This is a genomic window from Hyphobacterium sp. (assembly GCF_043584775.1).
Taxonomy (GTDB): Bacteria; Pseudomonadota; Alphaproteobacteria; order Caulobacterales; family Maricaulaceae; genus Hyphobacterium.
In genome coordinates this window covers 41,899-65,043 of record NZ_CP121327.1, presented here as the reverse complement: position 1 = coordinate 65,043, position 23,145 = coordinate 41,899, and the positions used below count along the sequence as shown (strand labels likewise).

Here is a 23,145-nt window from a genome sequence, read left to right as displayed (position 1 = left end):
CCCCGTGTTTCACTGCCGTCTGTGTAAGGCGTGATCAGCCGAACAGGCCGCGATTGTTCAGCGCTTCGGCGATCTGCACCGCATTCAGGGCCGCGCCTTTTCGCAGATTATCCGAGACCACCCACATGGCGAGACCATGCTCGACCGTCGGATCCTCGCGCACGCGCGAAACAAAGACGGCAAATTCGCCGACGCATTCCACCGGCGTGACGAAGCCGTCATCCTCGCGATTATCCACCAGCATCAGGCCCGGCGATTCGCGCAGCAGGTCCCGCGCATCCTTGGCTGAAACGGGCTTGTTGAATTCGACATGCAGGGTCATGCCATGGCCCACAAAGACCGGCACCCGCACGCAGGAGGCGATGACGCGGATATCCGGATCGAGCATTTTATGGGTCTCATCGACCATTTTCTGCTCTTCGGTGGTCGTGCCGCCCTTCACCAGGTCCCCGATGCGCGGGATCACATTGAAGGCGATCTGCTTGGTAAATTCGTGCTTCTCCACCCCGTCATTGACGAAGATGCCGCGCGTTTGCCGCCAGAGCTCGTCCATGGCCGCATTGCCCGCCCCGGAAACGGACTGATAGGTCGAGACAGAAATCCGGCTTATATCGGCGAGGTTATGCAGCGGCTTGAGCGCCACCACCATCTGGATAGTCGAACAATTGGGATTGGCCACAATCCGCTTCGCCTTCACGCCTTCCAGCGCGTCCGGATTGACCTCCGGCACAACGAGCGGCACGTCCGGGTCCATGCGGAAGGCCGAGGAGTTATCAATCACGATTGCGCCGGCCGTCGCAATTTTCGGGGCCATTTCCCGCGCGACATCCGCACCGGCGGAAACCAGCACCAGGTCAACGGTCGAGAAATCGAATTGCGCGGCATCTTTCACTTTCAGGTCGCGGTCGCCATAGGAGACTTCCACACCCATCGACTTGCGCGTGGCGAGTGCATGAATTTCGTCTGCCGGAAAGAGGCGCTCGGCCAGAATCGTCAGCATTTCCTTGCCGACCGCTCCCGTGGCGCCCAGTACCGCAACTTTCAAACCCATGGTGAAATCCCTTAACGTCAATGATGGATGCGCGGCTTATACCGTTTATGCCGATATGGGGAGAGGCCAGATGAATATCAGGGGCAAGCGCCTGCGTTTCGGTCCGGCCGCCCTTATCCCCCTGCAAAATGCCGGCGGCGATAATCCCCCTTTGGTGCAGCGCCCGCCTGCTCTATTCTTTTCCGGATGAGCGGTTGGACCATTTTCACCATCATCTTCAACGCAGCCATATTCCTTGGCCTGTGGTCGATCGATATTCGTCCGAGGCCCGCAAAGCCCCGCCACAAGCGTCATCGCGATGACGATGCAGCGTCGTCATCTTCATCCTCATCATCCTGAGGCCGCGAACGCGACGACCGCCACAACGCCCAGGCGGCATAAGCGCCAATCGACAGAATGATCGCATATTCCAGAAGCGATCCGCCGAGAAAGACCGGCCGGGTAATGGCATCGAGGCTGGCGAAATTCTGCATCCAGCCCGATTCCATCCGCTCGGAATCAAATCCGATAAAGACCGCAATGCCGATCAGGATCGCCGCCACCAGCCCGGCAAATCGCATCATGGCGGCCGGATTGATCAGGTCGCGCGATTGCTTCGCCTTGCGCTGGCGGGCCCGATAGGTGCGGTCGAGGAAGTCTCTGCGGCGATTCATGTGTCGGTCCCGGACGTCATTCTCATCGTGAATACAATATCATTCCTGGCGGCAGATAGCGTCAAATCAAGCATCACAAAGACTTTGATTGCTTTCTCTCCCGCTTTCAGGCATATACCGCCTTGCACGGGCGGCCTTGTTTACAGGCCCGGCGGAAATACAAGACTGTCCTATTTGATTTCCTGAGTCATCAGGCACGTAAGACTTCAGACTTTCCCCGAAATAGCTTGCTCGTCGCCCCGCTGGGACGCTGGCCGGGCTATGATTGCTTAAGCGGTGGACGCATCGCACGAGGAAAGTTCTTCACTATGGCTCAAGGTACAGTCAAATTCTTCAACCACAGCAAAGGCTTCGGCTTTGTCACTCCTGACGAAGGCGGCGCAGATGTGTTCGTTCACATCTCTGCAGTCAACGCGTCGGGTCTGCCAGGCCTCGAAGACGGCCAGCGTGTCACCTTCGACACCGAGCCGGATCGCCGTGGCAAGGGTCCAAAGGCTGTGAACCTGCAATACGCAGAATAGTCACACCTTCGTTCTGATTTCAGGACAGGCAAGCGGCCGTCGGTTCAACCGGCGGCCGTTTTCTTTTGCCGCCTATTCTCCCGCCATCTCGGCCCGCACGCGCACCGCCGTGGCCGGGAAATCGGTGAAGACCGCATCCACGCCCAGCGCATAGAGCGCCCGCAATTCATCCTCGACCGTTTCGCCGACCAGCGGTTCACGGTCATCGCGCACCGTCCAGACATGAATGTCGAGGCCCAGCGCATGCGCCTCCTCCAGCAAGCCGGTCGACGTGCCATCCGGATTGAGCAGCAGGGCCTTGTTCGCGCCCAGACCGTCGGCAAATTGCGCGACCGCTTCCAGCGGATAGCCATTCATATCCCCGCCCGGCTCGTCCGGAGACGAATACAGCATGGCCAGGCGGACCGGCGCGACCGCACTCATGCGGATCAGAAAACCGGCATCAAAGGATTGCACCACAATCGGCGCGTCTTCGGAATAGAGGCCATGATCGAGCAGGACCTGATTGAGGATGGGCAAGGGATCAAGGCCCGCCTCCGCAAATTCTTCCGGGTGCTTCACTTCCGGTTCGATCCCGATGACGCAGTCACACTCGGCTTCCGCCGTATCAACCAGCGCCAGAACCTCTTCAAAGGTCGGGATATTATAGAGCCCGTTATACGACTGATCACGATTGGGCTGGGGCTGGACGGCGCGCAGTGTGCGCAATTCCTCCAGCGTGAAATCATGCACCCACCAGTCGGTATGACCGAGATACTCTCTTCGGCGATCCGCAAATTCGGGATGATCGGCGACATTTGTTGTGGTCGAAAGATACCCATCGTGACGCGCCACCAGCACACCATCTGCCGTGACCACAAGATCAGGCTCGATGACATCGGCCCCCTGTTCGATGGCCAGCGCATAGGCTTCCAGCGTGTGTTCCGGCAAATCCCCGCTGGCCCCGCGATGGGCGATGACCAGCGGCGGCGCGCCGCTGCGCGTATTCCACATCACCGTCTCCGATGACGGCGAATCGGCGGCGGGCGAACACGCCATCAAACCCAGTCCGGCCAGTAATATTGCTGTGCGCATGACACCACTCCCCAATCACTCGGCAACAGGCTAGCCTGTCTTCATGATGATTGGGAGACAGAGATGAGCGCGCCCACCCGTTTTGACACCCTGGCCGCCGCCGCCAGCCGCTATGGCGAGGCCAGTCTCGAGAATTATGCGCTGGTACGATCCCTTGCCGAACAAATCTCGACGGGGTTTTGCAGATATCTCGGCTACCGGAAGAAATGCGTCTATCTGGTGCCGCCCGATGGGCCGTTTGCCCCAATGGATCATGGCTCGGGCGCGTTCTCCGTGTCCGGTCAGGGCTTTCTGCCACTGGGCGAGATCAAGTTCGGCCTCGCCGTACGAGTCTCCCACACAGGCGACTGGATCCGCATCGTCCTGTCAGCGGAAAAGGAAGGTCCGGATCTGGATGTCGGCATTGTCGGCGGCCGCAATTTTGCCTTCCGCCTGCCGATCACAGAAGAACGGTTGCAGGAATTCTTCGTCATCCTGTTTGAGCATCTGACGGACTGGTTCAATGATCAGGCCGATCATTATGCCAATGGCGTCTATGGCGGCGGGGCCATGGGCTTTGAATTCCTGCATTCCGAAGAGGGCGAATAGCGAGGCCCTAGTCCGGCAAGGCGTCCATCAATTCAGCCGCCTGGGCCATGTCCAGGAATTGCGACTGGAACCAGCCGACCGCATCGCCCATTTCCACCGGCTGAACGCCCAGTGCACTGGCTGCCGCCAGCCCGGCAGACGCCGTCGCGCCAAGCAGGGCCGTCGACACACCACGTCGGCGCATCGCGAAGCCCGCGACATGGCGCAGCGCGGTAAACAGCCATTTCGAGCCAAAGGCCCGGACAGCGCCACCGATCAGCAGGGCGCAAAGCGCCGCGACCGGAATGATATCAAGATAGTCTGGCAAGAATTCCATGATCATCTCCCCTGTAGGTCAGGGAAGACAACACAAGCCCGATTGAGCAAAGCCTGAAAGCCTTGCTCATCCGGTGTTCATGCGGGCCGCCTAGGGCCAGTCGGACGGTTCGCTGCCACCGGGCTGATCGCCCGAGCAATACGGCCAGTTCGGATCGCTTGGGCCATTGCCTTCGCACACCGACGGGCGGCCCTCATAGGGCGTGATGCAGCCCGACAGGGCGAGCGCGCCGGCGGCGGCCAGAATAAATACGCTGAGACGCTTCAACATGGATTCCCCTCTCAACCCCTGCAAAAGAGGCCGGAATCATGGTGCGGCAGGGAAAAGCGCGGCGCAAGGGCGCAATATGATGAATCGCCACATTCACGCCGCCTTAACGCCGTCAGGCGATCAAGCTTGCAGACTAGAGAATACTGATTCCTGCCGGAGCGACGCCTTCTTTGAGCCAGACCCGTAAACCCCCCGCCCCCTGGAGGCGGCGTCAAAGCCCGCAGCGCCGGTCCGCGCCGCGCGGCGGGCAGCGCTTTGGCTGGTTTCGCTTCATTCTGTCGATTGCCGTCATCGGCTTTCTGGCGGCGGCCGCCTTTCTGGTCGCGATCACGCGCGACCTGCCCAATGTCTCGGACATCGAACTGGCGCAGCCCCGGCTCGGCGGCGAAGTCTATCTCGATCGCAATGGCCAGGTCATCTCGCGGCGTGGGGCCAGCCGCGGCGCTTCGCTCTCGGTCGATGAATTGCCGGACTATCTGGTCAATGCCGTCCTCAGCGTCGAGGACCGGCGCTTCTATGAGCATGGCGGGGTCGATTTTCGCGGCGTGGCGCGCGCCATGCTGGCCAATATCCGGGCCGGACGCGTTGTGCAGGGCGGCTCGACCATCACCCAGCAGCTGGCCAAGAATCTCTTTCTGACCTCTGACCGGACCTTTGTCCGCAAAATCCAGGAAATGGTGCTGGCCTGGCAATTGGAGCAGCGCTTTTCCAAGGATGAAATCATCGCGCTCTATCTCGACCGCGTCTATTTCGGTGCGGGTGCCTATGGTGTTGAAGCCGCCGCCCAGCGCTATTTCGGCCGCTCGGCGCGGGATGTGAGCCTCGGAGAGGCAGCGCTTCTGGCCGGGTTGTTGAAAGCCCCGTCGCGCTATTCACCCGCCAATGACATGGAGCGCGCCGCGGCCCGGGCCACCGTCGTTCTCGATCTGATGTACGAGACCGGCCGCATCACCGAGGAAGAGCGCATTGAAGCCGCCCAGACGCCCATTCGCGTCGCGCGCGCCGCTTCGACGCCGGGGGCCGGCTATTTCATCGACACCATCGAATCCCTGGCCCGCGAGCTCGCCGGTGACCGCGAGGCCGACATCGTCGTTTACACCACGCTGGACATTCAGGCCCAGCGCGCCGCCGAAGCGGCGGTCCGCAGTGTCATGACCGACCCGGAAACCGCGCGCGGTGCCGATCAGGCTGCGCTGGTGGCCATGTCCGGCAACGGCGCCATCCGCGCCATGGTCGGCGGCATAGACTATGCCACAAGCCCCTATAATCGCGCCCTCAATGCAAGGCGTCAGCCCGGCTCGGCCTTCAAGGCCTTTGTCTATGCCGCAGCGTTTGAAAGCGGTTTGCGGCCCGAGGATGTCCGCGATGACATGCCGGTCTCCTGGGGCAATTGGTCCCCGACCAATTATAACGGCCAGTATTCCGGCCCGATGACGCTGGAAACCGCCTTTTCGCGCTCCTCCAATGTGGTCGCCGCCCGCGTGGCCGAAGAAACCGGCCATGGCTTCATCGCCGAGCTGGCGCATCGCCTCGGCATCGAGAGCGAAATTCGCGTCGACCGCTCCATGGCGCTGGGATCCTTCGAGGTCACGCCCGTCGAGCTCGCCACGGCCTATACCGCCTTTGCCAATGGCGGCCAGCGCGCCCATTCCCACATGATCGATCGGATCGAGACCGTCGATGGCGAACTCCTCTGGCAAAGGGATATCCCGGAGATCGAGACGGTGCTGGACCAGCGCACCCTGTCCTGGATGCGGCGTCTTCTGGAAACCACGGCCCGCTCCGGCACCGCGCGTTTTGCAGCGCCGCCCGGCACGGTGACCGGTGCCAAGACCGGCACCACGAATGATAATCGCGATGCCTGGATTGCCGGATATACCGGCGGACTGACGGCTGCGGTCTGGGTCGGCAATGACGATTCTTCGCCCACCGACCGCGCCGCCGGATCCGGGCCGCCCGCCGCCATCTTCCGCGCCTTCATGACCGCCGCGCCGCCCGAAGCCGGCGTCCCGGCCAACTGGACGGCGCCGGAGATTCCGGAGGAGGAAGAGGAACGCGACCCGATCTCTTCCCTCTTGTCTCGCATCGGCGTTGGCGGCTAGCCTTAACAAAGTCATTTTTGGCTGCAGAACTGCCGATGAGCGGCAATTCTGTTTGCCTTGTCACATTTTATCCGGGGACCCTTCATGAAAACGGCATTGATTATTTCTGTATCTGCACTGGCGCTGGTCGCGTGCAGCAATGAGACTGCGACCGAAAGCGACGATATCCAGATCACCCAGGTCGACGAGACGACCGCTTCGAGCGCGCTGGAAGCGCTGCATCTTGCCAATTCCGGCGATGGCGCGGTCAGCTGGGACAGCCGCACATTCGACGACGGCACCTATACCTTTACCGGCCTGACCTTCACCTTCCCCGATGACAGCGACGACATGGAAGACGCCGGAGAGGATGGCACCAAGAGCCAGGATACGGATGACACCGGGTTCATGGACGATGAAAACGGTGGCGGCGGTAATAACACGCTGACAGCGGCGACCATGACTTTGGCCGGACCCCGTTTTGACGAGGCCGGCAATGTGATCTTCGACCGGCTCTCCATCGACGACATTCTGGTCGGTGCAAATGACGAGGACTTTGACGGCACGCTCGACCGCTTTGTAATCGAACAACCCAATGCCGCCATGGCCTCTGCGGTCGCGCTCGGTTTTTCCGGCGAGTCGGATATCGACGTTGAAATGGACCAGGACAACTGGACCTATGGCCTGTTCGCGGTTGAAGGGCTGAATGTTTCCGGCTCTGAAGACGGCAACACCTTTGCCGTATCGCTTGGCCGCCTCGCCATCGACGATCTGGCCGAATATACGATTGGCCGTTTCGAGCTGATGAACTTTGTCATTGAAGGCACGGACGACGAGATCGGCATTATCGATTTCCGTCTGGAAGAAATGTCCGCCGACGGCATTGGTCAGGCCGTCACCTATCCCTTCGTCGCCCAGTTCGCGATGATGAATGCGGTCCTGTCGGACGAGACGCCGAATGACGACGTCGACGATATTCCGGAAATGCCGGAGGATTTCGATCCGCTGGACGCTTATGAGAACGCCACCATTCGCGGCCTGAGCGCCAATGTCGGCGGCATCACCGTGCAGCTCGACTCGCTGACCGCCAATGTCGAGGATGATGGCAATGAAGTTCGCTATGTCTCGGAGATGACTCCGCTGATCATTGCGCCGGACACCGATTATGCCCTCGGCGCGCAGATGGCGATGGGGCTTGGCATGCTGAATTACAGCCAGCTCGAATTCGTCTCCGAAGGCACATCTGTCTATGAGCGGGATACGGACCGGGCCTATACGGATGGTGAAAACTACTTCGCCATGACCGATGGTTTCCGGGTCGAGATCGAAAGCGACATGACCGGCCTGATGGCCTATTCCCTCGCGGCCATGGAGTTGGGCTACACGATGGATGAGCCGTCTTCAGAGCAGATCATGAGCCTGCTCGAACCGCTGGTGCTCAACAGCTTCGTCTTCCGCCTCGAGGACCAGTCCCTGATGGATCGCGCCCTCACGGCAGCCTCGGCCATGCAGGGCATGTCGAAGGAGCAATTGCGCAACCAGGCCGGTGCCATGATCGCGCTCGGCACAATGGGCGCCCCGGCAGAGATTCCGCGGCCCCTGTTGACGGAATTCTCCACCGCCATGACCGATTTCATTGCCAATGGCGGCTCTGTCGAAATCCGCATGACGCCTGATACGCCGGTCAGCGTCGCTGATCTGGTCGCCCAGGCCGAAGCCGGAAATCTGGATTACGAGGCGATGGGCATTTCCATCACCGCCATCCCGCCGGAAGGCGAAGAATAGGCTAGCGCGAGAGGCGCAGGACCGAGCCGTCATAGGCATCGGTTAGCACATAGAGACTGCCGTCCGGTGCGGTGCGAATATCGCGCATCCGGGCCTCCAGCTCTCCAAGGATCACGGTCTGCCCTTGTGGCAGGCCGTTTTCGTTGAGATCCACGATCCGGATATGGCCAGAGCGCGTCTCGCCATTTCCTGGCTGGAGCGTGGCAATGAGCAGATCGCCATCCCATTCGGGGAACATGTCGCCGCGATAAAGCGTCATGCCCGCCGGCGCGATGGAGGGGTCCCAGACGACAATCGGATCGCGCATACCGGGATAGGTTTCATAGGGGCTGATGATCGCCCCGGAATAATCAATCCCGAAGGTCGCGATCGGCCAGCCATAATTGACGCCCGGCTCGATGAAATTGACTTCATCACCGCCGCGCGGGCCATGCTCGTGCGAGATGATGCGGCCGGATTCCGCATCATACAGAATGGCCTGGGCATTACGGTGCCCCCAGGAATAGACGCCGGGCGCGCCATCCTTGATATCGGGATTATCCGCCGAGATCGATCCATCATCATTGAGGCGGACGGTCGTTCCGAAATGGTTGGACGGGTTCTGCGCTTCTTCGCGATAGTCAAACCCTTCGCCAATGGTGACGATGAAGGTGCCATCGGGCAGGAAGGTCATGCGTCCGGCATAATGGGCATCCGTATCCTTGGAGATATTGGCTTCAAAGATCGTTTCGACATCGCTCAACGCGCCTTCCGTATAGCGTCCGCGGGCAATGGCCAGACGGTTGGCGCGGCGATTGCCGGCGGCGTAGGTGAGATAGACCCAGCCATTCTCCGCAAAGTCCGGATGCAGGACGACATCCAGCATGCCGCCCTGCCCGGCGACATAAGGCTCGGGCGCGCCGGAAACCGGTTCAGCCACCAGCCCGTCTTCGGTGATCAGGCGCAAGCGGCCACCGCGCTCGGTGACCAGCAGGTCGCCATCGGGCAGAAAAGCCAGCGACCATGGATGAACCAGCCCCGTGGCCACCACGTCCGTTTCGCCCTCAAAGGCCGTGTTGGGGATTGTCTCCTGAGCCAGAACCGGGCTGGAAAGTGCCAGAAACATCAGCGAGGATCGAAACCACATCGTGTCACCTGTCGTGTCTTGGGTTAGATTAGCTATCAAACTAGTGCTCGGATCGGATTTGAACATGCCCGGATGGACCCGACTTGTCATCGCCTACGGGATTGCCGTTCTCATCGGCGGCATCGCCACCACCATTCTGTCGACGCAGGTCGTGCTGCAATATCTGGTCAATGCCGGGGCCGGCATGCCCCTGAATGTCCGGCTGGACGCCACCCTGACCGACCTTGCGGGTTTTGCGCCGACGCTGATCCTTCTGACCGCCATCGGCTATCTGATCGCCTTTCCGGTGGCCCGCCTGATCTCGCGGCAACTCGGTGCGCTTCGAACCTTCGGCTACGTCCTGTCCGGCTTTGTCACCATCATGGTGATGATCTACGCCATCGAGCTCTTCTACCAGACCGTCCTCGCCTCCACGATCACGCCCATCGGCTCGGGCCGCGATCTCTGGGGCCTGCTGATTATCGGCATTGGCGGCGCGTTGGGCGGGTGGGTGTTTGCGCTTCTGGCAAAGCCCGGCCGCTAGGCCTTGCGGCCCTTCTCTTTCATGAAAACCTTCATGCGCGGCGCGATTTCCTTTTCAAACCGGCTGCCATTGAACACGCCATAATGGCCGACCTTTGGCTGCACCCAGTCAATCCGGATCGATTCAGGAATGTTGGAGCAGAGGTCATGCGCGGCCTGGGTCTGGCCGATGCCGGAAATATCGTCGTTCTCGCCCTCGACCGTCATCAGCGCGATGTCGGTGATTTTTGACGGATCGACGATGCGGCCGCGATGCTCGAATTCACCGCGTGGCAATTTGTGCTCCTGGAAAACATCCGTAATGGTCTGAAGGTAGAATTCCTCGGTCAGGTCCATCACGGACAGGTATTCGTCATAGAATTGACGGTGTTTATCGGCGCTGTCGCCATCTTCCTCGACCAGGTGATTGAAGAATTGCCAGTGCGCATCGACATGGCGTTCCCAGTTCATCTGCATGAAGCCGGACAGCTGCAAAAAGCCCGGATAGACCCGGCGCATCGCCCCGGGATAGGGCGCGGGCACGGTGTGAATGGCATTCTTCTCGAACCAGTCGAAGGGTTTTTCCTCCGCCAGCTTGTTCGGCACGGTCGGCGACAGGCGCGCATCAATGGGCGAGCCCATGAAGGTCATGGACGCCGGACGCAGGGGGTCCTCGTCCTCGGCCATCAGCGCAATCGCGGCAAGCGTGGGCGGACCCGGCTGGCAAACCGCCACAACATGCACGCCTTCTCCGGCCGCGCGGATCATATCGGCGACATGGTCGACATAATCATTGAGATCGAACCGGCCTTCCGTGATCGGCACCATGGAGGCATCGACCCAGTCAGTAATGTAAACCTCGCAATCGGGCAGGAAGGTCCTCACCGTGCCGCGCAAGAGCGTTGCATAATGGCCCGACATCGGTGCCACGAAGAGGACTTTCGGTTGCCCCTTGGGCGCACCTGCGCGCTTGAAATGTACCAGATTGCAAAACGGAGACGACCACACGGTTTCCGGCGTGACCGCGACCGCCTTGCCCTTGATCGTGGTGGTCGGCAGGTCCCAGTCCGGCTTGCCGTAATTCCGCGTCATGGATTCAAACAGGTCCGCACTGGCCGCCATGGTACGGCCCGCCAGCGTATCGCCCATCGGATTCCAGGGCGCGCGAAGGGATTTGCGCGTGGCGTTTGCGGCAACCCGCCAGGGTGCCATCGCCAGTCTGCTTAACTCGAACATGCTGTAGAGCATGGGATACCTCTTTAATGCCGCGCGGGATTATCGCGGGCTTTCCTCAAGGAAGTCTTGTAGTCCTTCGGCCAGCTGGGCCGGCGGCGTGCCATGGGCATAGACGCTGTGGAACTCGCCCTGCCGGTCCATCAGATAGATCAGGGATGTATGATCCATCGTGTAGGTATCTTCAGGCGCCCCCTCTTCCAGAGCGCGGCGATAGATTACCCGGTATTCAGCGGCCACGGCGGCGATCTGCTCCGGCGTACCGGTCAGCCCCACCAGATTGTCCGGGAAGGCCGGGCTGGAGACATATTGCGCCAATTGCTCGGGCGTATCGCGTTCCGGATCCACGGTGATCAGGATGGGCTGGAACTCGGCCCGCTGGTCTTCCGGCAAGGCGGACAGCGCGGCCGCCATCACCTGCAGCGAGAACGGGCAGATATCCGGACAATAGGTAAATCCGAAATAGATCAGCATGGGCCGGCCGGCAAAATCCGCCTTGGTGACGGTCGCGCCGGTATGATCGACCAGAGTGAACGGGCCGCCAATATCGGCACGGCCTGACGAGACGACCTCGCCCGCCTGTTGTTGGGGGCGCGAATCGAACAGCACCAACAGGCTGAAGACCAGCACCAGTGCGGCTATGCCCGCCATCAGCGGGATCAGCCAGATCGGGAGACCAGAAAACGACTTCACGTGTCCTCCTGAATTCGGGATCGGGAAGATGAACCCGTCTGGAAAATTGTGCAATGCAGCAAGGTGTAATCCATCTGGTCACTTTTGCAGGAGACGGGATATATAGGCCCACAATGCTGGATGCCTATGATCTCACCCAGGATGCGCCGCCACCCGGCGTCGCGCCCTTCTTCGGCCGGGTTCGCCTGCGCACGCTGATTGTTCTGCGCTGGCTGGCCATTTTCGGGCAGGCCGCCACCCTGCTCTTTGTCAGTCTCGTTCTGGGTTTTGACCTGCCGCTGGCCCTGTGTGGGGCCGTTGTCGCCGCCAGCGCCACACTCAATCTCGGCCTCATCATCACGCGCGATATCCAGCGCCTGACCTCGCATCACGAGGCCTTCGTCCAGTTGGGCTTCGACGTCCTGCAACTGACCATTCTGCTGCTTCTGACTGGCGGACTGCAAAACCCCTTCGTTGTCATGCTGGTGGCACCGGTGACAATTGGCGTCGCCGCCCTGCCACCACGCTATGCGCTGGGTCTGGCCGCGATTGGCCTGTCCGGCCTCGGCGCCATGTCCCTGTTTGCACTGCCGCTGCCGTGGATAAGGGGCGAGACCCTGCATCTGCCGCCGCTCTATGTCGCCGGGCTGGGGACCGCCTTCATCATCGCGGTCGCCTTCACTGCCGCCTATGCCTGGCGGATCGGCCATGAAGCCAAGCGCATGGGCGCAGCGCTGGCCGCTACCCAGGCCATTCTCGCGCGCGAACAGAAACTCTCCGCCGTCGGCTCGCTGGCAGCCGCCGCGGCGCATGAGCTCGGCACCCCGCTCGCCACCATCCAGCTCACCGCCAAGGAAATCGCCCGCGAGGCCCAGGATGCAGTCTTGCGCGAGGATGCCGAGCTTCTGGTCTCGCAGGCCAAACGCTGCCGCGACATTCTCCAGCGTCTCTCCGCCCAGCGCGAGGCACATGACAAGATGCATGATCGCATGGCCTTTCGCGATGCGCTGGATGAAATCGCCGCGCCCTTGCGCGGCCTTGGCGCCTCCATCACCCTGCGCACGCAAGGGGAAGGCACCGCCCCCTATCTCGCCCGCCAGCCGGAATTCCTCTACGGGCTGGGCAATCTGGTCGAGAATGCCGTCGAATTTGCCACCGGCACCGTCATCATTGAAGGCGAATGGGATGCCGACACCATCCGCATTTCGATCAATGATGATGGAAAGGGCATTGCGCCCGAAGTCCTTGGCCGCATTGGCGAGCCCTATATCTCCCGGCGCTCCGGCGAGGTCGGCGGCGGTATGGGATTGGGGACCTTCATCGCCATCACCATGATCGAACGCCTCGGCGGCAAGGCGGTTTTTGCCAATGGCGGCGAGCTCGGCGGGGCGAATGTCATGATCCAGTGGCCGCGCAACCGGGTGGAAGCGCACGAGGAAGCGGTCTAGATAACCCCATAGACGGAAATGAGTGACGCAAATGACCGATACACCGCTTGACCTGCCCGAGGACAAATCCCTCCTGATCGTGGATGACGATGCGCCGTTTCGCACGCGCCTCGGCCGGGCCATGACCAGCCGTGGCTTTATCGTCTCGGCGGTCGGGACAGTCTCGGAAGCGATGGAAATCGCGCGCGGCAATCCGCCTGCCTTCGCGGTCGTCGACTTGCGTCTGGAAGATGGAGACGGGCTGGATGTGGTGCGCGCCCTGCACGCCTCCCGCGATGACTGCCGTGCGGTCATGCTGACGGGATATGGCAATATCGCGACCGCTGTGGCGGCTGTAAAATCCGGTGCGATTGATTATCTGGCCAAGCCGGCCGATGCCGATGATGTGGTCAAGGCGCTTTTGTCGCCGGGCGACAAGCCGGCCCCGCCCGAAAACCCGATGTCAGCCGACCGGATCCGGTGGGAGCACATCCAGCGCGTCTTCGAATTGTGCAATCACAATGTCTCCGAGACGGCGCGCCGCCTGAACATGCACCGCCGCACACTGCAACGGATTCTGGCGAAACGCGCCCCGCGCTAGCGCTAGCGGCGCACTTCGGTAATGGCAGGAAGAAATGTGCCGACCGTCAGTCTCATTGCCTCCTGCGGGTTGATGGATTCATCCCTCCGGCGCCCCGTGACGTTTCGCTCGGTTCCGACGATCATCAATCGGTCATAGGGCGTAATCTGCTGTAGAGCGCCGGCAACCGGTTCCAGAGCATCGGTATCGAATTCATAACCGGAAACATGTGTTTCAGCCGTCAGAGTCGCAGAATGCTCGCCGGCGACAACACGTGTCTCGATCAGGAATTCGGGCGCTTGAATACGATTGTCATGGGGCTCGGTGGTCAGGAAGTCTGCATGCTCCGGCCATGTGAGCCGTGTTTCCTGCCGGGCATGATACCCGTGCGGCAAGATCAGCGGGTGTTCACGCTGCTCGGTCGGAGCAAGAAAAATACCCATCGTTGGCGCATGTGCCGCCAAAGCGAAAACCGGCCGCCTGCGGCTGTTGACGTAATTGATCAGACGCACCAGTCCGGACCAGCGAAAGATAAATTGATTATTCTCCCGGTCATCAACGATATCGCCATTGGCAAAGTCCAGACGTTCATCAAACCGCTGGGAATAGAAATCGGAAAATTGCTGAAGAGCCACGTCATTGCCGAGATGGTCATGGGCCATCCGCATTTGATCCGCGGCTTCGCCACTGAAAACCCACTCCAGCGTCATTTCGGCCCGGCTGTCGGCTAGCGAAATCAGATCGATGTTTTCCGTCACAACCAGCATGGGCGGACGGTCGGGAAGAGACATGTCCATCAATCCCCGGGTCTGCGAATCCAGCACGAGAGCGTAGCCGTAATCGGCGGGCGTCAGTGAGCGCAAACTCCCGAATTGTTCCGGCGAAGTGGGGTCCAGCCAGTATCGCTGACCGCCCTGTGTCAGCGTTACAATCACGTGATCGAACAGAATCGGCGTTGCTGGTAACTCCAGGAGTCCCGGACCCATGCTGACGGAAACCAGCGCAGCGTCGGCATCAATACCCAGCGCAGCAAGAATCGACAGCAATAGCAAGGTCTTGGCCTTACAGTCTCCTTCGGAATAGCGGAGCGTATCTTCGGGACTAAGGGGGACATAGCCGCCGTCTCCGAGGAGGATGGCGAAATAATTGATTTCCCGCTGAACATACCGAAGCGCAGCGGCAATCTGGTCTTCGGCCGAAAGATGGTCACGGCGGATAGTGTCGGCGACGTCCCGAACAGACGCCGTAATCCGCGGCTGGTATAAAGGCGCTGCCCAACCAGCCAGATCGGCCCAGCTTTCAAAACGTGTCAGGATGACGGTCGGCTGCGTAAAGCGCCATGGCGGCACAAGCAGTTCGGTTTTCGTCGCAACCAGCTCGGCGGGTCCATAGGTAAATTCTACATCATTCCCGTAGACGCGACGCTGAAAACTCAAGGGCGGTCCAAATTCCCGTTCGCGTAATTCCTCAGCCGGCCAAAGCGCCCGGAAATGAAAATGATCGACGGTTTCGGCGAAATCGAAGCGCGCCATAAGCGAATGGCGATTGCCGACGGCCTCGTTTCGATGATGCAAAGAGTAAGCAATATCGATGACATCCTCGGCACGCGCTCCCGGAATCCGAACCAGCGCATTGACCCGCCCGGTAAACAGCCCCTGAGAGAGCGCTTCTTCCTGCCGGAGAAAATCAACACTGACATCGCGTGTCATATCTATCGTGCGTCCGTCCCGGATGAATCTTGCGTGATGAATTTCCAGCGAACTGAGCGCCGGATCCATGGGTAATTGAAATTGGCTGATGGCCCCGGCCGCGGGCTGGCTTGTGCCGCGGGCCACGAGGCGAAAATACTGAATCAGCGTTTCGCCGCGGCCGTCATACTGCTGGTCGATCAGCAGAACCTGACCTTCGCCGACCGGGTCGTCCTCATATCGTTCCGGACCAAGAGGCGCGACTTCCCTGACAAAGGCAGGCGTGGGCGCAAAACGCACATCCGGCTCAATCTGACGTGTTGTAGTCCGGGGAACATCCGGTAAGCCGCCCGGCAGTCGCCCGGACTGCAATGCGGAAGCGGTGGAAACACTACACAGAAGAAAAGCGGCAATCAGCCACAGCCTGCCAGACCCGAACGCAATCTTCATATCTGTTCCCACTTTCATCTTGCTTCCACCCTGAAGGGTGATCCGAACGTCACGCTAGCGCGTCGACAGGAAGCTGCCGGCCATCAACCGGTCGCGGTCCGACTGGCTGATCTCCCCGCCCAGCACCATGACGCGGTAATTCAGCTCTTCCGACTGCATGGCGGTATCGGCGCGCTCGAACTCGTCCGGCATCAATTCCGGCGCCAGCACGCGCGTTTCCGCCGTCAGCGTCGCGGTGTTAAAATCCGGACGGATATCGCTGGAGATCCGGAAAGTGGGCGACCAGATATCATATTGCGCATCCGCCGGACGCAGAAAGCCGGCATCTTCCGGCCATTCCACCATCGTCGTCTGCCGGGCGAAATAGGGATAGGGCATCAATAGCGGCAATTCGCGATCGCCGATCGGCGCCAGCACCACAATGGGCGCCGCGCCGTGAACCCCGAAGGCATAGGTCGGGATGGCCTGATCATCATCGCCGTAATCGATGAGCTGCACATTGCCCTGCCAGCGATAGGTCAGGATATTGCGCTCGCGATCATCCATGATTTCCAGGGCGGCGATATCGAACTCGCCCTCGAAGCGGTTGATATAGGTGTTGACGAAACTGTCGCGGACCGCTGCCTCACCGCCCTCCTCGAGCACATAGCGGCTATTGTCCGCCATCTCGCCGCGCAGCTCGAGCACCATTTCGGCCTCGGCCTCGGCATTGCGCCCGGCCGACAGGATGCGGAAGCGTTCAGTCAGTTCGATCAGGGGCTGGTCAATGTCTGCCTCGCCCATTTCAACGAGGCCGTCTGTCTCCTCATCCACGATGAGCGCAAACCCGAAATCCGGCTGGGTCAGCGTCGTCAGACGCCCGGCCTGCTCGGGACGGGTCGCATCCAGCCAGTAGGACTGACCGTTAAACCTTACCCGCACAATCACATGGTCAAAGGAGAGCGGGCTGGGCGGCAGGACATCAATCCCGCGGCCGGATTCCGTTGAGACCAGCGCCGCATCCGCCTCGATATCGAGCGCCGCCAGAATGGACAGCAAGAGCAGGGTCACGGCCTTGCAGTCGCCTTCGGCATAGCGCAGCGTTTCATCCGGTCCGAGCGGGACATAGCCGCCCTCTCCGAGGAGGATGGCGAAATAATTGATTTCGCGCTGAACATGGCGCAGCGCAGCGGCAATCTGCTCCGGCCGGGTCGGATGCTCGGCGCGAATATCGTCGGCAATCGCCTGGATCGCGTCGGTGATCTCGGGCTCGTAATAAGGCGCCGCCCAGCGCGCCACATCATTCCAGTCGGAAAACCGGGTCGCGACAAAGAAGGGCACCGACACCCGCCAGGGCGGCACAAGTTGCGGCGGAGATTGTTGCGGCAAGGCCGCCGGGCCATAGCGGAATTCCGTTGTGCGGCCCTCATCGCGCCGTTCGATCCCGAAATCCTCCGGCAGCACGACCGCTTCGAAGCCGCGGCGCGGCCAGAGCGAGCGGAAATGATAATGCGGGATTTCCACTGCGGATGTGAAATAGCGGCTTTCGGAGTGGCGATTGCCAATCACCGGATTGTCGTGCCGGACAGAATAGGAGACATCGACAATATCCCGCGACCGCAAGCCCGGAATGCGCAGAAGCGCCACAACCTGGCCCAGAAAATAGCCTTGCTCCAGCGCGTTTTCCTGGCGCAGGAAATCCACGCTGATATCCTGCGTGACGTCCAGCTCCTCCTCCCCGCGGATCACGTGAATGGCATGGATTTCAAGCGATTGCAGGGCCGGATCCAGCGGGATGCGGATCTGGCTGATATCGGCGAGCGCATAGGAATTGGCCGCCCGCGCCACCAGCCGCGAATACATCAGCATGGTGTCGCCGCGTGCATCGGTTTGCTGGTCGATCAGAAGGATCTGGGCCCCGCTGGCCGGCGCCTCGTCATAGGAATCCGGTCCGAGCGGCGCGATGGTCTCGACAAAACCGGGCGTGGGCGCAAAGGAGACTTGCGGCTCGGCCGCCCGGGTTGTGGTGCGCGGCACGGCGGGCGTTTCCGCCTGCGATGCCGCAACATCATACGCGCCCGAACGGAGCGACTGGGCATCCCGATAGAGGCCCTCGACCTCATAATAGGCCCACATCGCCCCCACGGCCGATGGCACTGCAAACACAATGGCCAGGAAAATCCGCGCTAACACAATACACCCCCCACAGAACCCGCTTGCCTACCCTAGCGGGTGATCCGGAATGGGGGGAGTCAAAACTTTTACAGCTTCAGCCGTCCCAGACGCTCGACCGCGCAGTGCGCAGCATCACCGACTTGCGGCGCGCCGTCATTCTCCGCCAATGCGGAAACATTGCGACGGCTGTTGCCACTCTGGGATCAGGCTTTGCCGACCATCCCGCCCCATGCCAACATTAGAAAGCCTGGCAATTATAAATGTTTCCGATCGGAAAGGCCGAGCCGGTTGGCCAGCAACGCCGCCTCCGCACGTGAACTGATACCGAGCTTCCGGTAGATGGATTTGATATGGCTGGCGACGGTGCTGTCCGCCAGGGCCAGAGCCTTTGCGACTTCGGCATTTCGCATGCCGCGCCCAATCAGACCCAGCACTTCGGATTCGCGTGGGGTCAATGCCGGTTCATCATCCTCCACCGGCCCCGTGCGACGAAAATGCTCCATAATACGCCGGGCGATTGCCGGAGAAATCGCGGGAACACCCTGGGTCAGCTGAACAAGCTGTCGGGTCAGCAATTCCGTGTCAGTTTCCTTGAGCAAATATCCACTGGCTCCTGCAGACAATGCCGAGACGATGTGGGAATCCTCGCTCATGACGGTGGTCACGATAGTCACGGCCTTTGGTTGAAGCAGTTTCATGTTGCGGAGCACTTCCAGCCCCGAGCCATCCGGCAATCGCAAATCTATCAGCGCGAGATCAAAGTCTGTCGCCGCGACCCGCGCGAGACCGTCGCGCATATTTCTGGCCACGGCAACTTCGCAATCGGGATAGGCGGCAACAACAATGCCCGACAGCCAATCGCCGGTTTCTGCTACATCCTCCACAATCAGGGCCCGCCCTATCATCCTTCCCCCGTCAATCCGGGCAGCGACATCGTGATCCGTGTGCCCTTGTCACTTTGAATCTGAATATCGCCCCCCAGCGCCCTGGCGCGATTTTGCATATGCTCGAGCCCGTGTCCGGCGTGGGATTTTCCGGGGTCAAACCCGACCCCATCATCGATCACGACAATATCAATCCGCCCGTCTGTAGCTGTCAGCGCAAAAGCGAAGCTCTGTGCGCGCGAGTGCCGGATTGTATTGCTGACGGCCTCGCGGATCAGTGACCGCAAGGCATGACCGGCTTCGGGCGAAAGGGTAGCGCACGCCTCGAGATCGACCGGCCAATCCAGCTGAATATCGGCAGCGGCCATGCGTTCTGACGTTTCCGCGCGCAAATCCGCCAGCACATCGGCCAGCTGACCGCCCTCAGCGGGCGTGTTGTTTATGATGTTACGCAAATCTGTCAGCGATTCCCGAATCATTGCATCCTTGCGCCTGGCATCGCGGCTGTGGAGCGCGCCCATCAGCTGAGCACCGATATTGTCGTGCATGTCCTGCGCAATCCGGCTGCGTTCCTCACTCGCGCCACGCTCATAGGCCGCACGGCTTTCCTCGGCGCGCTGCATGAGATCTACCAGAAGCCTTGCCGTGCGCACCTGTGCAGGCCCGAACAATCCCTGACCATTCCAGGGATAGCGAAGCTCCAGAGCCGATCCCTCGGCAAGTTTTGGCATATAAAGCGCAAGCCCCTCGTCTCTGATGACCGGGTCCGATCCGGCGTTTTCAATCTCAACGATTTCCAGTGGCTTGAAAACGGTGGCCAGACTCCGCTGCCATTGCTCGGCGCGCCGCCCCTTTGGTGCAAAGGCCGTATGAGTCACTTCCCGGAAAAGCTGTTGATCATCCAGGTTGCCACGCCGCAGCAACATGCGTCCGATCCGGTCCCGGAATGGCAGATAGACCAATGACAGGATGATGACCGAAACGGCGAGCGCAGGCCCCGGATCGAGTGGCAGTGTCAGTATCAGGAAAGCATCTAGCACCAGCAATAACGCAGCGGCCAGCACGTAGAAGAGCGCCCGGTAAGCCCACTCCCCAAGTTCAAACAGCCTGTACCGAACCAGACCGGCCGCGCAACCGATGTAGATGATCAGGAAGAATCCGAAGGCGAGCCGTGGGTCGAGTATTGGCGGGAAGCCGAGCGTTCGAGGCGCCGAGACAAGCGAGATAAAAGCTCCAGCACCGATGATGACGGCTCCTCCCAGCCAGATCAGCACCGCGCGGGCCTTCGGATCACCGCGTGACAACACATACTGGGCTATGAGAGCAGCGAAAATCACCAGCATTTCTGAAAGCGTGACAGCATCCATGCTGGCAAAGGGAATGATCGAGCCTCTGAGCACAAAGATTGTCGCCAATCCGAAAAATGCAAAAGCCGTCAGAGCCCAGAATCGCCAATGAGGCAGCTTCACCGGATAGACTAAAAACAGCGCAATCATCGACATGCCGAACAGTGAGGCGCCGCCGCCGTTCAGGAGACTGATCGTCGTGCGGAGGCCATCAATATAGGCCACATTGTCGATTGAGGCATAAGCCGGCGACAGCGTGAAAAAGAACGTGGCAATACCGCTCACGAAGAAAAGGCGCGCCGCGAGATCTCCGGGTCGCAGACTCCACACCCACCCGGAGATTGCTAAAGCTCCGTTGCCAACACCAGCCTGCCACCAGAACACAAGCGGGAAAGCAATGCCGGGCCCTGAAATCTGGTAGGCAAGGAACACCATTCCTCCCGTCGCGCAAAACGCGAGCGAGAGCAGAACGGCCAAACGGAAGAATGGTGTTTGGATCATGATGAGGGCATTGACCGCCCGATGGAGCCGCCGGTCAAGAGTCCTCGCCGGAGGCGGTCATTGTCGTATGAGTTCAACTGGGAACATGTCCAGCGTACCGGAACGTGAAGCCTGTTTGACTGCATATCCTGCCATGACCCGCTGGTTTCCACGGTCTGCATAATATCCATGAAAATAGAAACTTGGACCACAACCGTCTGCATTGACAATGAAGGTTCCCAGATTGAAGCCGGCCCTTCCGCCCCCACCCGTGATGCCGGCGACATCGCATTGCTCGGCGGCGGCACCATCGGCGGCTGGCCAGGTGATCGCTCCGTCGATATTTCCGCCGGCATCCACCGTCACAGTGCCGATAGATGCAGATTCATACATAATCGACCAGCTGCCAACCGGAGTGTCATCGGCGTAGAAGACGTTCAGGGACTCAGGATCCCAGGCGGCCTGAAAGTCATAGATCGGACTCCCGCTGATATGCCGATAGCTGCCACGGAAGAAAGATCGCGACTGGTATGTTGCTGACGTCGATCCGATACCAACACGTGGCAGGTATTCGCTATCCCCAATCCCCGTGGTGGTTGCGGAATAGCTTCCGGCATTGGGAAATCCCACCCCTGAACTGATGCCATCAATCAGGGTGCCTCCACCGCCCATGATAACCTGGTTGAAACCGTGAACCAGCAAAACGCCCGGCTCGCCGTTCAGAATGCCGCGATAGATGCCCAGAACTTCATCGCCGCCGGGTCCCGGCGCGATAGCAGCCGATGACGTCGCACCATAGACCGGAGGTGTCGCGGGGAAGAGTGCAGATGCTGTATCAACGTCGCGCTCAGGTGCCGGAACGCCGTTGAAAACAAGATACAGGCGCGAGACGGCCGGCAGATTGGGAATACCCGCATTATCGGCAGCATCCGCGAAAACGGCGAAGGTGCGTGTCTGATTCCGAGCAAAATTGACGCGGACCGAAGATGCCCGCGCAGTGAGGCATGTGCCATTTACCGGATTGGTTTCGCAAACTTGCAGGCTGACATTGTTTGGAAGGAAAGGCGCTTGCGCTGATACATCAATATCTGCCGCTTCTCCGATATTGATGGCAGCAGCCGACATCGCGCGAACCTGACCTTGCGTGTCAAATCGCAAGACTCCATCGCTGCTCGGTGTCGCCAGTATCGGAATGATATCAGGCGTCGCGGTATCGGAAGCCGTTAGAAAGACTGTATTCACGCCCGGTATGATCGACGCGGTCGCCTCGTCACAGCGATAGGTCAACTGAACCTCTGTGCCAGGGGCAGCCTGACTGGGTGTGAAGGCCAGAAGCAGGGATTGCGCAGTGTTGGCCGGGATGGAGAAGGGCGTATCTGCGGTTCCCACGGGAGCATTGGCGGCATCCGTTCGCTGATAGGAAAACGTGTAGGGGTCACTGCCCGCCAGACTGACTGAACAGTTTGCCAACTCGCTGTCGCCGGAGTTCAGCATGGTCGCAAACACTGTCGTCGCCTGATTGACGGTTGCAGCTCTCGAATTTGGTAAAACCGATGACCGCAACACCACTTGTGCCAGTACAGGCGAGGAAAATAGTGTTGTGGTCAGGCAAGCGAAAGCGACAAAACGCAAGACGAACATGAAAATTCTCCTGAACTGGATTCCGGTGCGAGCATGTTCTGGTCGTCAGACCAGCCCGGCCATGTTCAGAAATTCCACATTTTCTCCTTCATGCGTATCCCCTGAACAGGGGAGCCGTTCAATCCAGCCGTCCCAGACGCTCTGCCGCGCAGCGCGCGAAGCGCAGCATCACCGACTTGCGGCGCGCCGCATTGATCGGATCATGCGGACTTTCACGCACAATGGCTGCGCCAAACCCGTCGGCAATGATCAGACCGGCCTGTTCTGGCAAGACCTCATGTGGAAAGCGGTCCGAAACGGCAAAATAGAGCCGGTCACACCAGCCCCAGTATTCCATCCATTTCGTATCGGCGCGAAAATCGGCCATTCCCGATTTGACCTCGACCACGGTCATCTCGCCCTTCGGGCCCAGCGCGAACAGATCCGCGCGCCGGCCGGTCTTGAAGGAAAATTCCGGGATCGCCGTATAGCCCATGTCATAGAGCAGGCGCGCCGCGCCGCGCGCCAGAAGGCGGGCATCATCAATGGCCGGATTGGCTTCGGATGCGAGGGGCGACACATTCATGACCGACACAATGTTCCACTTGTGTTCCAAAATCAAGACACGGGCTGGCAAAGCCGCGC

Annotated in this window: 21 protein-coding genes; 7 read left to right on the top strand and 14 right to left on the bottom strand. The window is 60.3% G+C overall.

Annotated elements, in window-relative coordinates; genetic code table 11:
- Positions 1–34: 34 nt before the first annotated feature.
- Positions 35–1,051 carry an aspartate-semialdehyde dehydrogenase gene (locus P0D52_RS00360; protein WP_394693471.1) on the bottom strand — a complete coding sequence of 339 codons (1,017 nt, stop codon included), beginning with the start codon at positions 1,049–1,051 and terminating at the stop codon, positions 35–37.
- 290 nt (positions 1,052–1,341) lie between these two features.
- Positions 1,342–1,704: a hypothetical protein gene (locus tag P0D52_RS00355; protein ID WP_394693470.1), complete on the bottom strand. Its 363-nt coding sequence runs from the start codon at positions 1,702–1,704 to the stop codon at positions 1,342–1,344.
- 308 nt (positions 1,705–2,012) lie between these two features.
- On the opposite strand from P0D52_RS00355, the gene P0D52_RS00350 reads away from it, so the two are divergent.
- The gene (locus P0D52_RS00350) at positions 2,013–2,225 is read left to right on the top strand and encodes a cold-shock protein (RefSeq protein ID WP_187165903.1); all 213 of its coding nucleotides are present in this window, start codon (positions 2,013–2,015) and stop codon (positions 2,223–2,225) included.
- A 72-nt stretch (positions 2,226–2,297) separates the two neighbouring features.
- Here the strand turns inward: P0D52_RS00350 and P0D52_RS00345 are convergent, their stop codons facing one another.
- Entirely contained in the window at positions 2,298–3,299 is a 1,002-nt protein-coding gene (locus P0D52_RS00345) for a glycerophosphodiester phosphodiesterase family protein (RefSeq protein ID WP_394693469.1), read from the bottom strand.
- Between the two features lie 63 nt (positions 3,300–3,362).
- Between P0D52_RS00345 and P0D52_RS00340 the strand changes: the two genes are divergently transcribed.
- Positions 3,363–3,887 (top strand): hypothetical protein, encoded by a 525-nt coding sequence (locus P0D52_RS00340; RefSeq protein ID WP_394693468.1) that lies wholly within the window; start codon positions 3,363–3,365, stop codon positions 3,885–3,887.
- A gap of 7 nt (positions 3,888–3,894) precedes the next feature.
- Here the strand turns inward: P0D52_RS00340 and P0D52_RS00335 are convergent, their stop codons facing one another.
- Entirely contained in the window at positions 3,895–4,203 is a 309-nt protein-coding gene (locus P0D52_RS00335; protein WP_394693467.1) for a hypothetical protein, read from the bottom strand.
- A gap of 90 nt (positions 4,204–4,293) precedes the next feature.
- Positions 4,294–4,473 carry a hypothetical protein gene (locus tag P0D52_RS00330; RefSeq protein ID WP_394693466.1) on the bottom strand — a complete coding sequence of 60 codons (180 nt, stop codon included), beginning with the start codon at positions 4,471–4,473 and terminating at the stop codon, positions 4,294–4,296.
- A 170-nt stretch (positions 4,474–4,643) separates the two neighbouring features.
- Here P0D52_RS00330 and P0D52_RS00325 point away from each other — a divergent pair, with 170 nt between their 5' ends.
- Together P0D52_RS00325 and P0D52_RS00320 are read left to right on the top strand one after the other, a co-directional pair.
- Positions 4,644–6,575, top strand: a complete 1,932-nt coding sequence (locus P0D52_RS00325) for a transglycosylase domain-containing protein (protein WP_394693465.1) — start codon at positions 4,644–4,646, stop codon at positions 6,573–6,575.
- Positions 6,576–6,659: 84 nt separating this feature from the next.
- Positions 6,660–8,339, top strand: coding sequence for a hypothetical protein (locus P0D52_RS00320; RefSeq protein ID WP_394693464.1), 1,680 nt, complete (start codon positions 6,660–6,662; stop codon positions 8,337–8,339).
- A 1-nt stretch (position 8,340) separates the two neighbouring features.
- Here P0D52_RS00320 and P0D52_RS00315 read toward each other — a convergent pair whose 3' ends face one another.
- Positions 8,341–9,465 (bottom strand): PQQ-dependent sugar dehydrogenase, encoded by a 1,125-nt coding sequence (locus P0D52_RS00315; protein WP_394693463.1) that lies wholly within the window; start codon positions 9,463–9,465, stop codon positions 8,341–8,343.
- 64 nt (positions 9,466–9,529) lie between these two features.
- On the opposite strand from P0D52_RS00315, the gene P0D52_RS00310 reads away from it, so the two are divergent.
- A complete protein-coding gene (locus P0D52_RS00310; protein WP_394693462.1) occupies positions 9,530–9,988 on the top strand; it encodes a hypothetical protein in 459 nt (152 codons plus the stop codon).
- Here the strand turns inward: P0D52_RS00310 and P0D52_RS00305 are convergent.
- Both P0D52_RS00305 and P0D52_RS00300 read right to left on the bottom strand, forming a co-directional pair.
- A complete protein-coding gene (locus P0D52_RS00305; protein ID WP_394693461.1) occupies positions 9,985–11,214 on the bottom strand; it encodes a polyhydroxyalkanoate depolymerase in 1,230 nt (409 codons plus the stop codon). The two genes, P0D52_RS00310 and P0D52_RS00305, sit on opposite strands and share 4 nt — an antisense overlap.
- Before the next feature lie 27 nt (positions 11,215–11,241).
- Positions 11,242–11,892 carry an SCO family protein gene (locus P0D52_RS00300; RefSeq protein WP_394693460.1) on the bottom strand — a complete coding sequence of 217 codons (651 nt, stop codon included), beginning with the start codon at positions 11,890–11,892 and terminating at the stop codon, positions 11,242–11,244.
- A gap of 113 nt (positions 11,893–12,005) precedes the next feature.
- Here P0D52_RS00300 and P0D52_RS00295 point away from each other — a divergent pair, with 113 nt between their 5' ends.
- Complete coding sequence (locus P0D52_RS00295) at positions 12,006–13,319, top strand: ActS/PrrB/RegB family redox-sensitive histidine kinase (RefSeq protein WP_394693459.1); 1,314 nt, start codon at positions 12,006–12,008, stop codon at positions 13,317–13,319.
- A 31-nt stretch (positions 13,320–13,350) separates the two neighbouring features.
- Positions 13,351–13,899: an ActR/PrrA/RegA family redox response regulator transcription factor gene (locus P0D52_RS00290; RefSeq protein WP_394693458.1), complete on the top strand. Its 549-nt coding sequence runs from the start codon at positions 13,351–13,353 to the stop codon at positions 13,897–13,899.
- Between the two features lie 2 nt (positions 13,900–13,901).
- Here the strand turns inward: P0D52_RS00290 and P0D52_RS00285 are convergent, their stop codons facing one another.
- The 6 genes from P0D52_RS00285 to P0D52_RS00260 form a co-directional block, all read right to left on the bottom strand.
- Positions 13,902–16,016 (bottom strand): DUF3857 domain-containing protein, encoded by a 2,115-nt coding sequence (locus P0D52_RS00285; RefSeq protein ID WP_394693457.1) that lies wholly within the window; start codon positions 16,014–16,016, stop codon positions 13,902–13,904.
- 54 nt (positions 16,017–16,070) lie between these two features.
- A complete protein-coding gene (locus P0D52_RS00280; RefSeq protein WP_394693456.1) occupies positions 16,071–18,188 on the bottom strand; it encodes a DUF3857 domain-containing protein in 2,118 nt (705 codons plus the stop codon).
- A gap of 236 nt (positions 18,189–18,424) precedes the next feature.
- Positions 18,425–19,075, bottom strand: coding sequence for a response regulator (locus P0D52_RS00275; protein ID WP_394693455.1), 651 nt, complete (start codon positions 19,073–19,075; stop codon positions 18,425–18,427).
- Complete coding sequence (locus P0D52_RS00270) at positions 19,072–20,835, bottom strand: sensor histidine kinase (RefSeq protein WP_394693454.1); 1,764 nt, start codon at positions 20,833–20,835, stop codon at positions 19,072–19,074. The genes P0D52_RS00275 and P0D52_RS00270 overlap by 4 nt, the downstream gene beginning before the upstream one ends.
- Positions 20,836–20,958: 123 nt before the next feature.
- Entirely contained in the window at positions 20,959–22,521 is a 1,563-nt protein-coding gene (locus tag P0D52_RS00265) for a hypothetical protein (RefSeq protein WP_394693453.1), read from the bottom strand.
- A 118-nt stretch (positions 22,522–22,639) separates the two neighbouring features.
- Positions 22,640–23,086: an MmcB family DNA repair protein gene (locus tag P0D52_RS00260; RefSeq protein ID WP_394693452.1), complete on the bottom strand. Its 447-nt coding sequence runs from the start codon at positions 23,084–23,086 to the stop codon at positions 22,640–22,642.
- Positions 23,087–23,145 lie beyond the last annotated feature (59 nt).

Bases quoted from the DNA above. Each gene is read 5' to 3' on its own strand.
- P0D52_RS00335 (WP_394693467.1), bottom strand. From the start codon at position 4,203: ATGGAATTCTTGCCAGACTATCTTGATATCATTCCGGTCGCGGCGCTT.
- P0D52_RS00305 (WP_394693461.1), bottom strand. From the start codon at position 11,214: ATGCTCTACAGCATGTTCGAGTTAAGCAGACTGGCGATGGCACCCTGG.
- P0D52_RS00275 (WP_394693455.1), bottom strand. From the start codon at position 19,075: ATGATAGGGCGGGCCCTGATTGTGGAGGATGTAGCAGAAACCGGCGAT.
- P0D52_RS00285 (WP_394693457.1), bottom strand. From the start codon at position 16,016: ATGAAGATTGCGTTCGGGTCTGGCAGGCTGTGGCTGATTGCCGCTTTT.
- P0D52_RS00360 (WP_394693471.1), bottom strand. From the start codon at position 1,051: ATGGGTTTGAAAGTTGCGGTACTGGGCGCCACGGGAGCGGTCGGCAAG.
- P0D52_RS00330 (WP_394693466.1), bottom strand. From the start codon at position 4,473: ATGTTGAAGCGTCTCAGCGTATTTATTCTGGCCGCCGCCGGCGCGCTC.
- P0D52_RS00340 (WP_394693468.1), top strand. From the start codon at position 3,363: ATGAGCGCGCCCACCCGTTTTGACACCCTGGCCGCCGCCGCCAGCCGC.
- P0D52_RS00355 (WP_394693470.1), bottom strand. From the start codon at position 1,704: ATGAATCGCCGCAGAGACTTCCTCGACCGCACCTATCGGGCCCGCCAG.
- P0D52_RS00315 (WP_394693463.1), bottom strand. From the start codon at position 9,465: ATGTGGTTTCGATCCTCGCTGATGTTTCTGGCACTTTCCAGCCCGGTT.
- P0D52_RS00290 (WP_394693458.1), top strand. From the start codon at position 13,351: ATGACCGATACACCGCTTGACCTGCCCGAGGACAAATCCCTCCTGATC.
- P0D52_RS00310 (WP_394693462.1), top strand. From the start codon at position 9,530: ATGCCCGGATGGACCCGACTTGTCATCGCCTACGGGATTGCCGTTCTC.
- P0D52_RS00295 (WP_394693459.1), top strand. From the start codon at position 12,006: ATGCTGGATGCCTATGATCTCACCCAGGATGCGCCGCCACCCGGCGTC.
- P0D52_RS00320 (WP_394693464.1), top strand. From the start codon at position 6,660: ATGAAAACGGCATTGATTATTTCTGTATCTGCACTGGCGCTGGTCGCG.
- P0D52_RS00260 (WP_394693452.1), bottom strand. From the start codon at position 23,086: ATGAATGTGTCGCCCCTCGCATCCGAAGCCAATCCGGCCATTGATGAT.
- P0D52_RS00350 (WP_187165903.1), top strand. From the start codon at position 2,013: ATGGCTCAAGGTACAGTCAAATTCTTCAACCACAGCAAAGGCTTCGGC.
- P0D52_RS00265 (WP_394693453.1), bottom strand. From the start codon at position 22,521: ATGTTCGTCTTGCGTTTTGTCGCTTTCGCTTGCCTGACCACAACACTA.
- P0D52_RS00345 (WP_394693469.1), bottom strand. From the start codon at position 3,299: ATGCGCACAGCAATATTACTGGCCGGACTGGGTTTGATGGCGTGTTCG.
- P0D52_RS00270 (WP_394693454.1), bottom strand. From the start codon at position 20,835: ATGGTGTTCCTTGCCTACCAGATTTCAGGGCCCGGCATTGCTTTCCCG.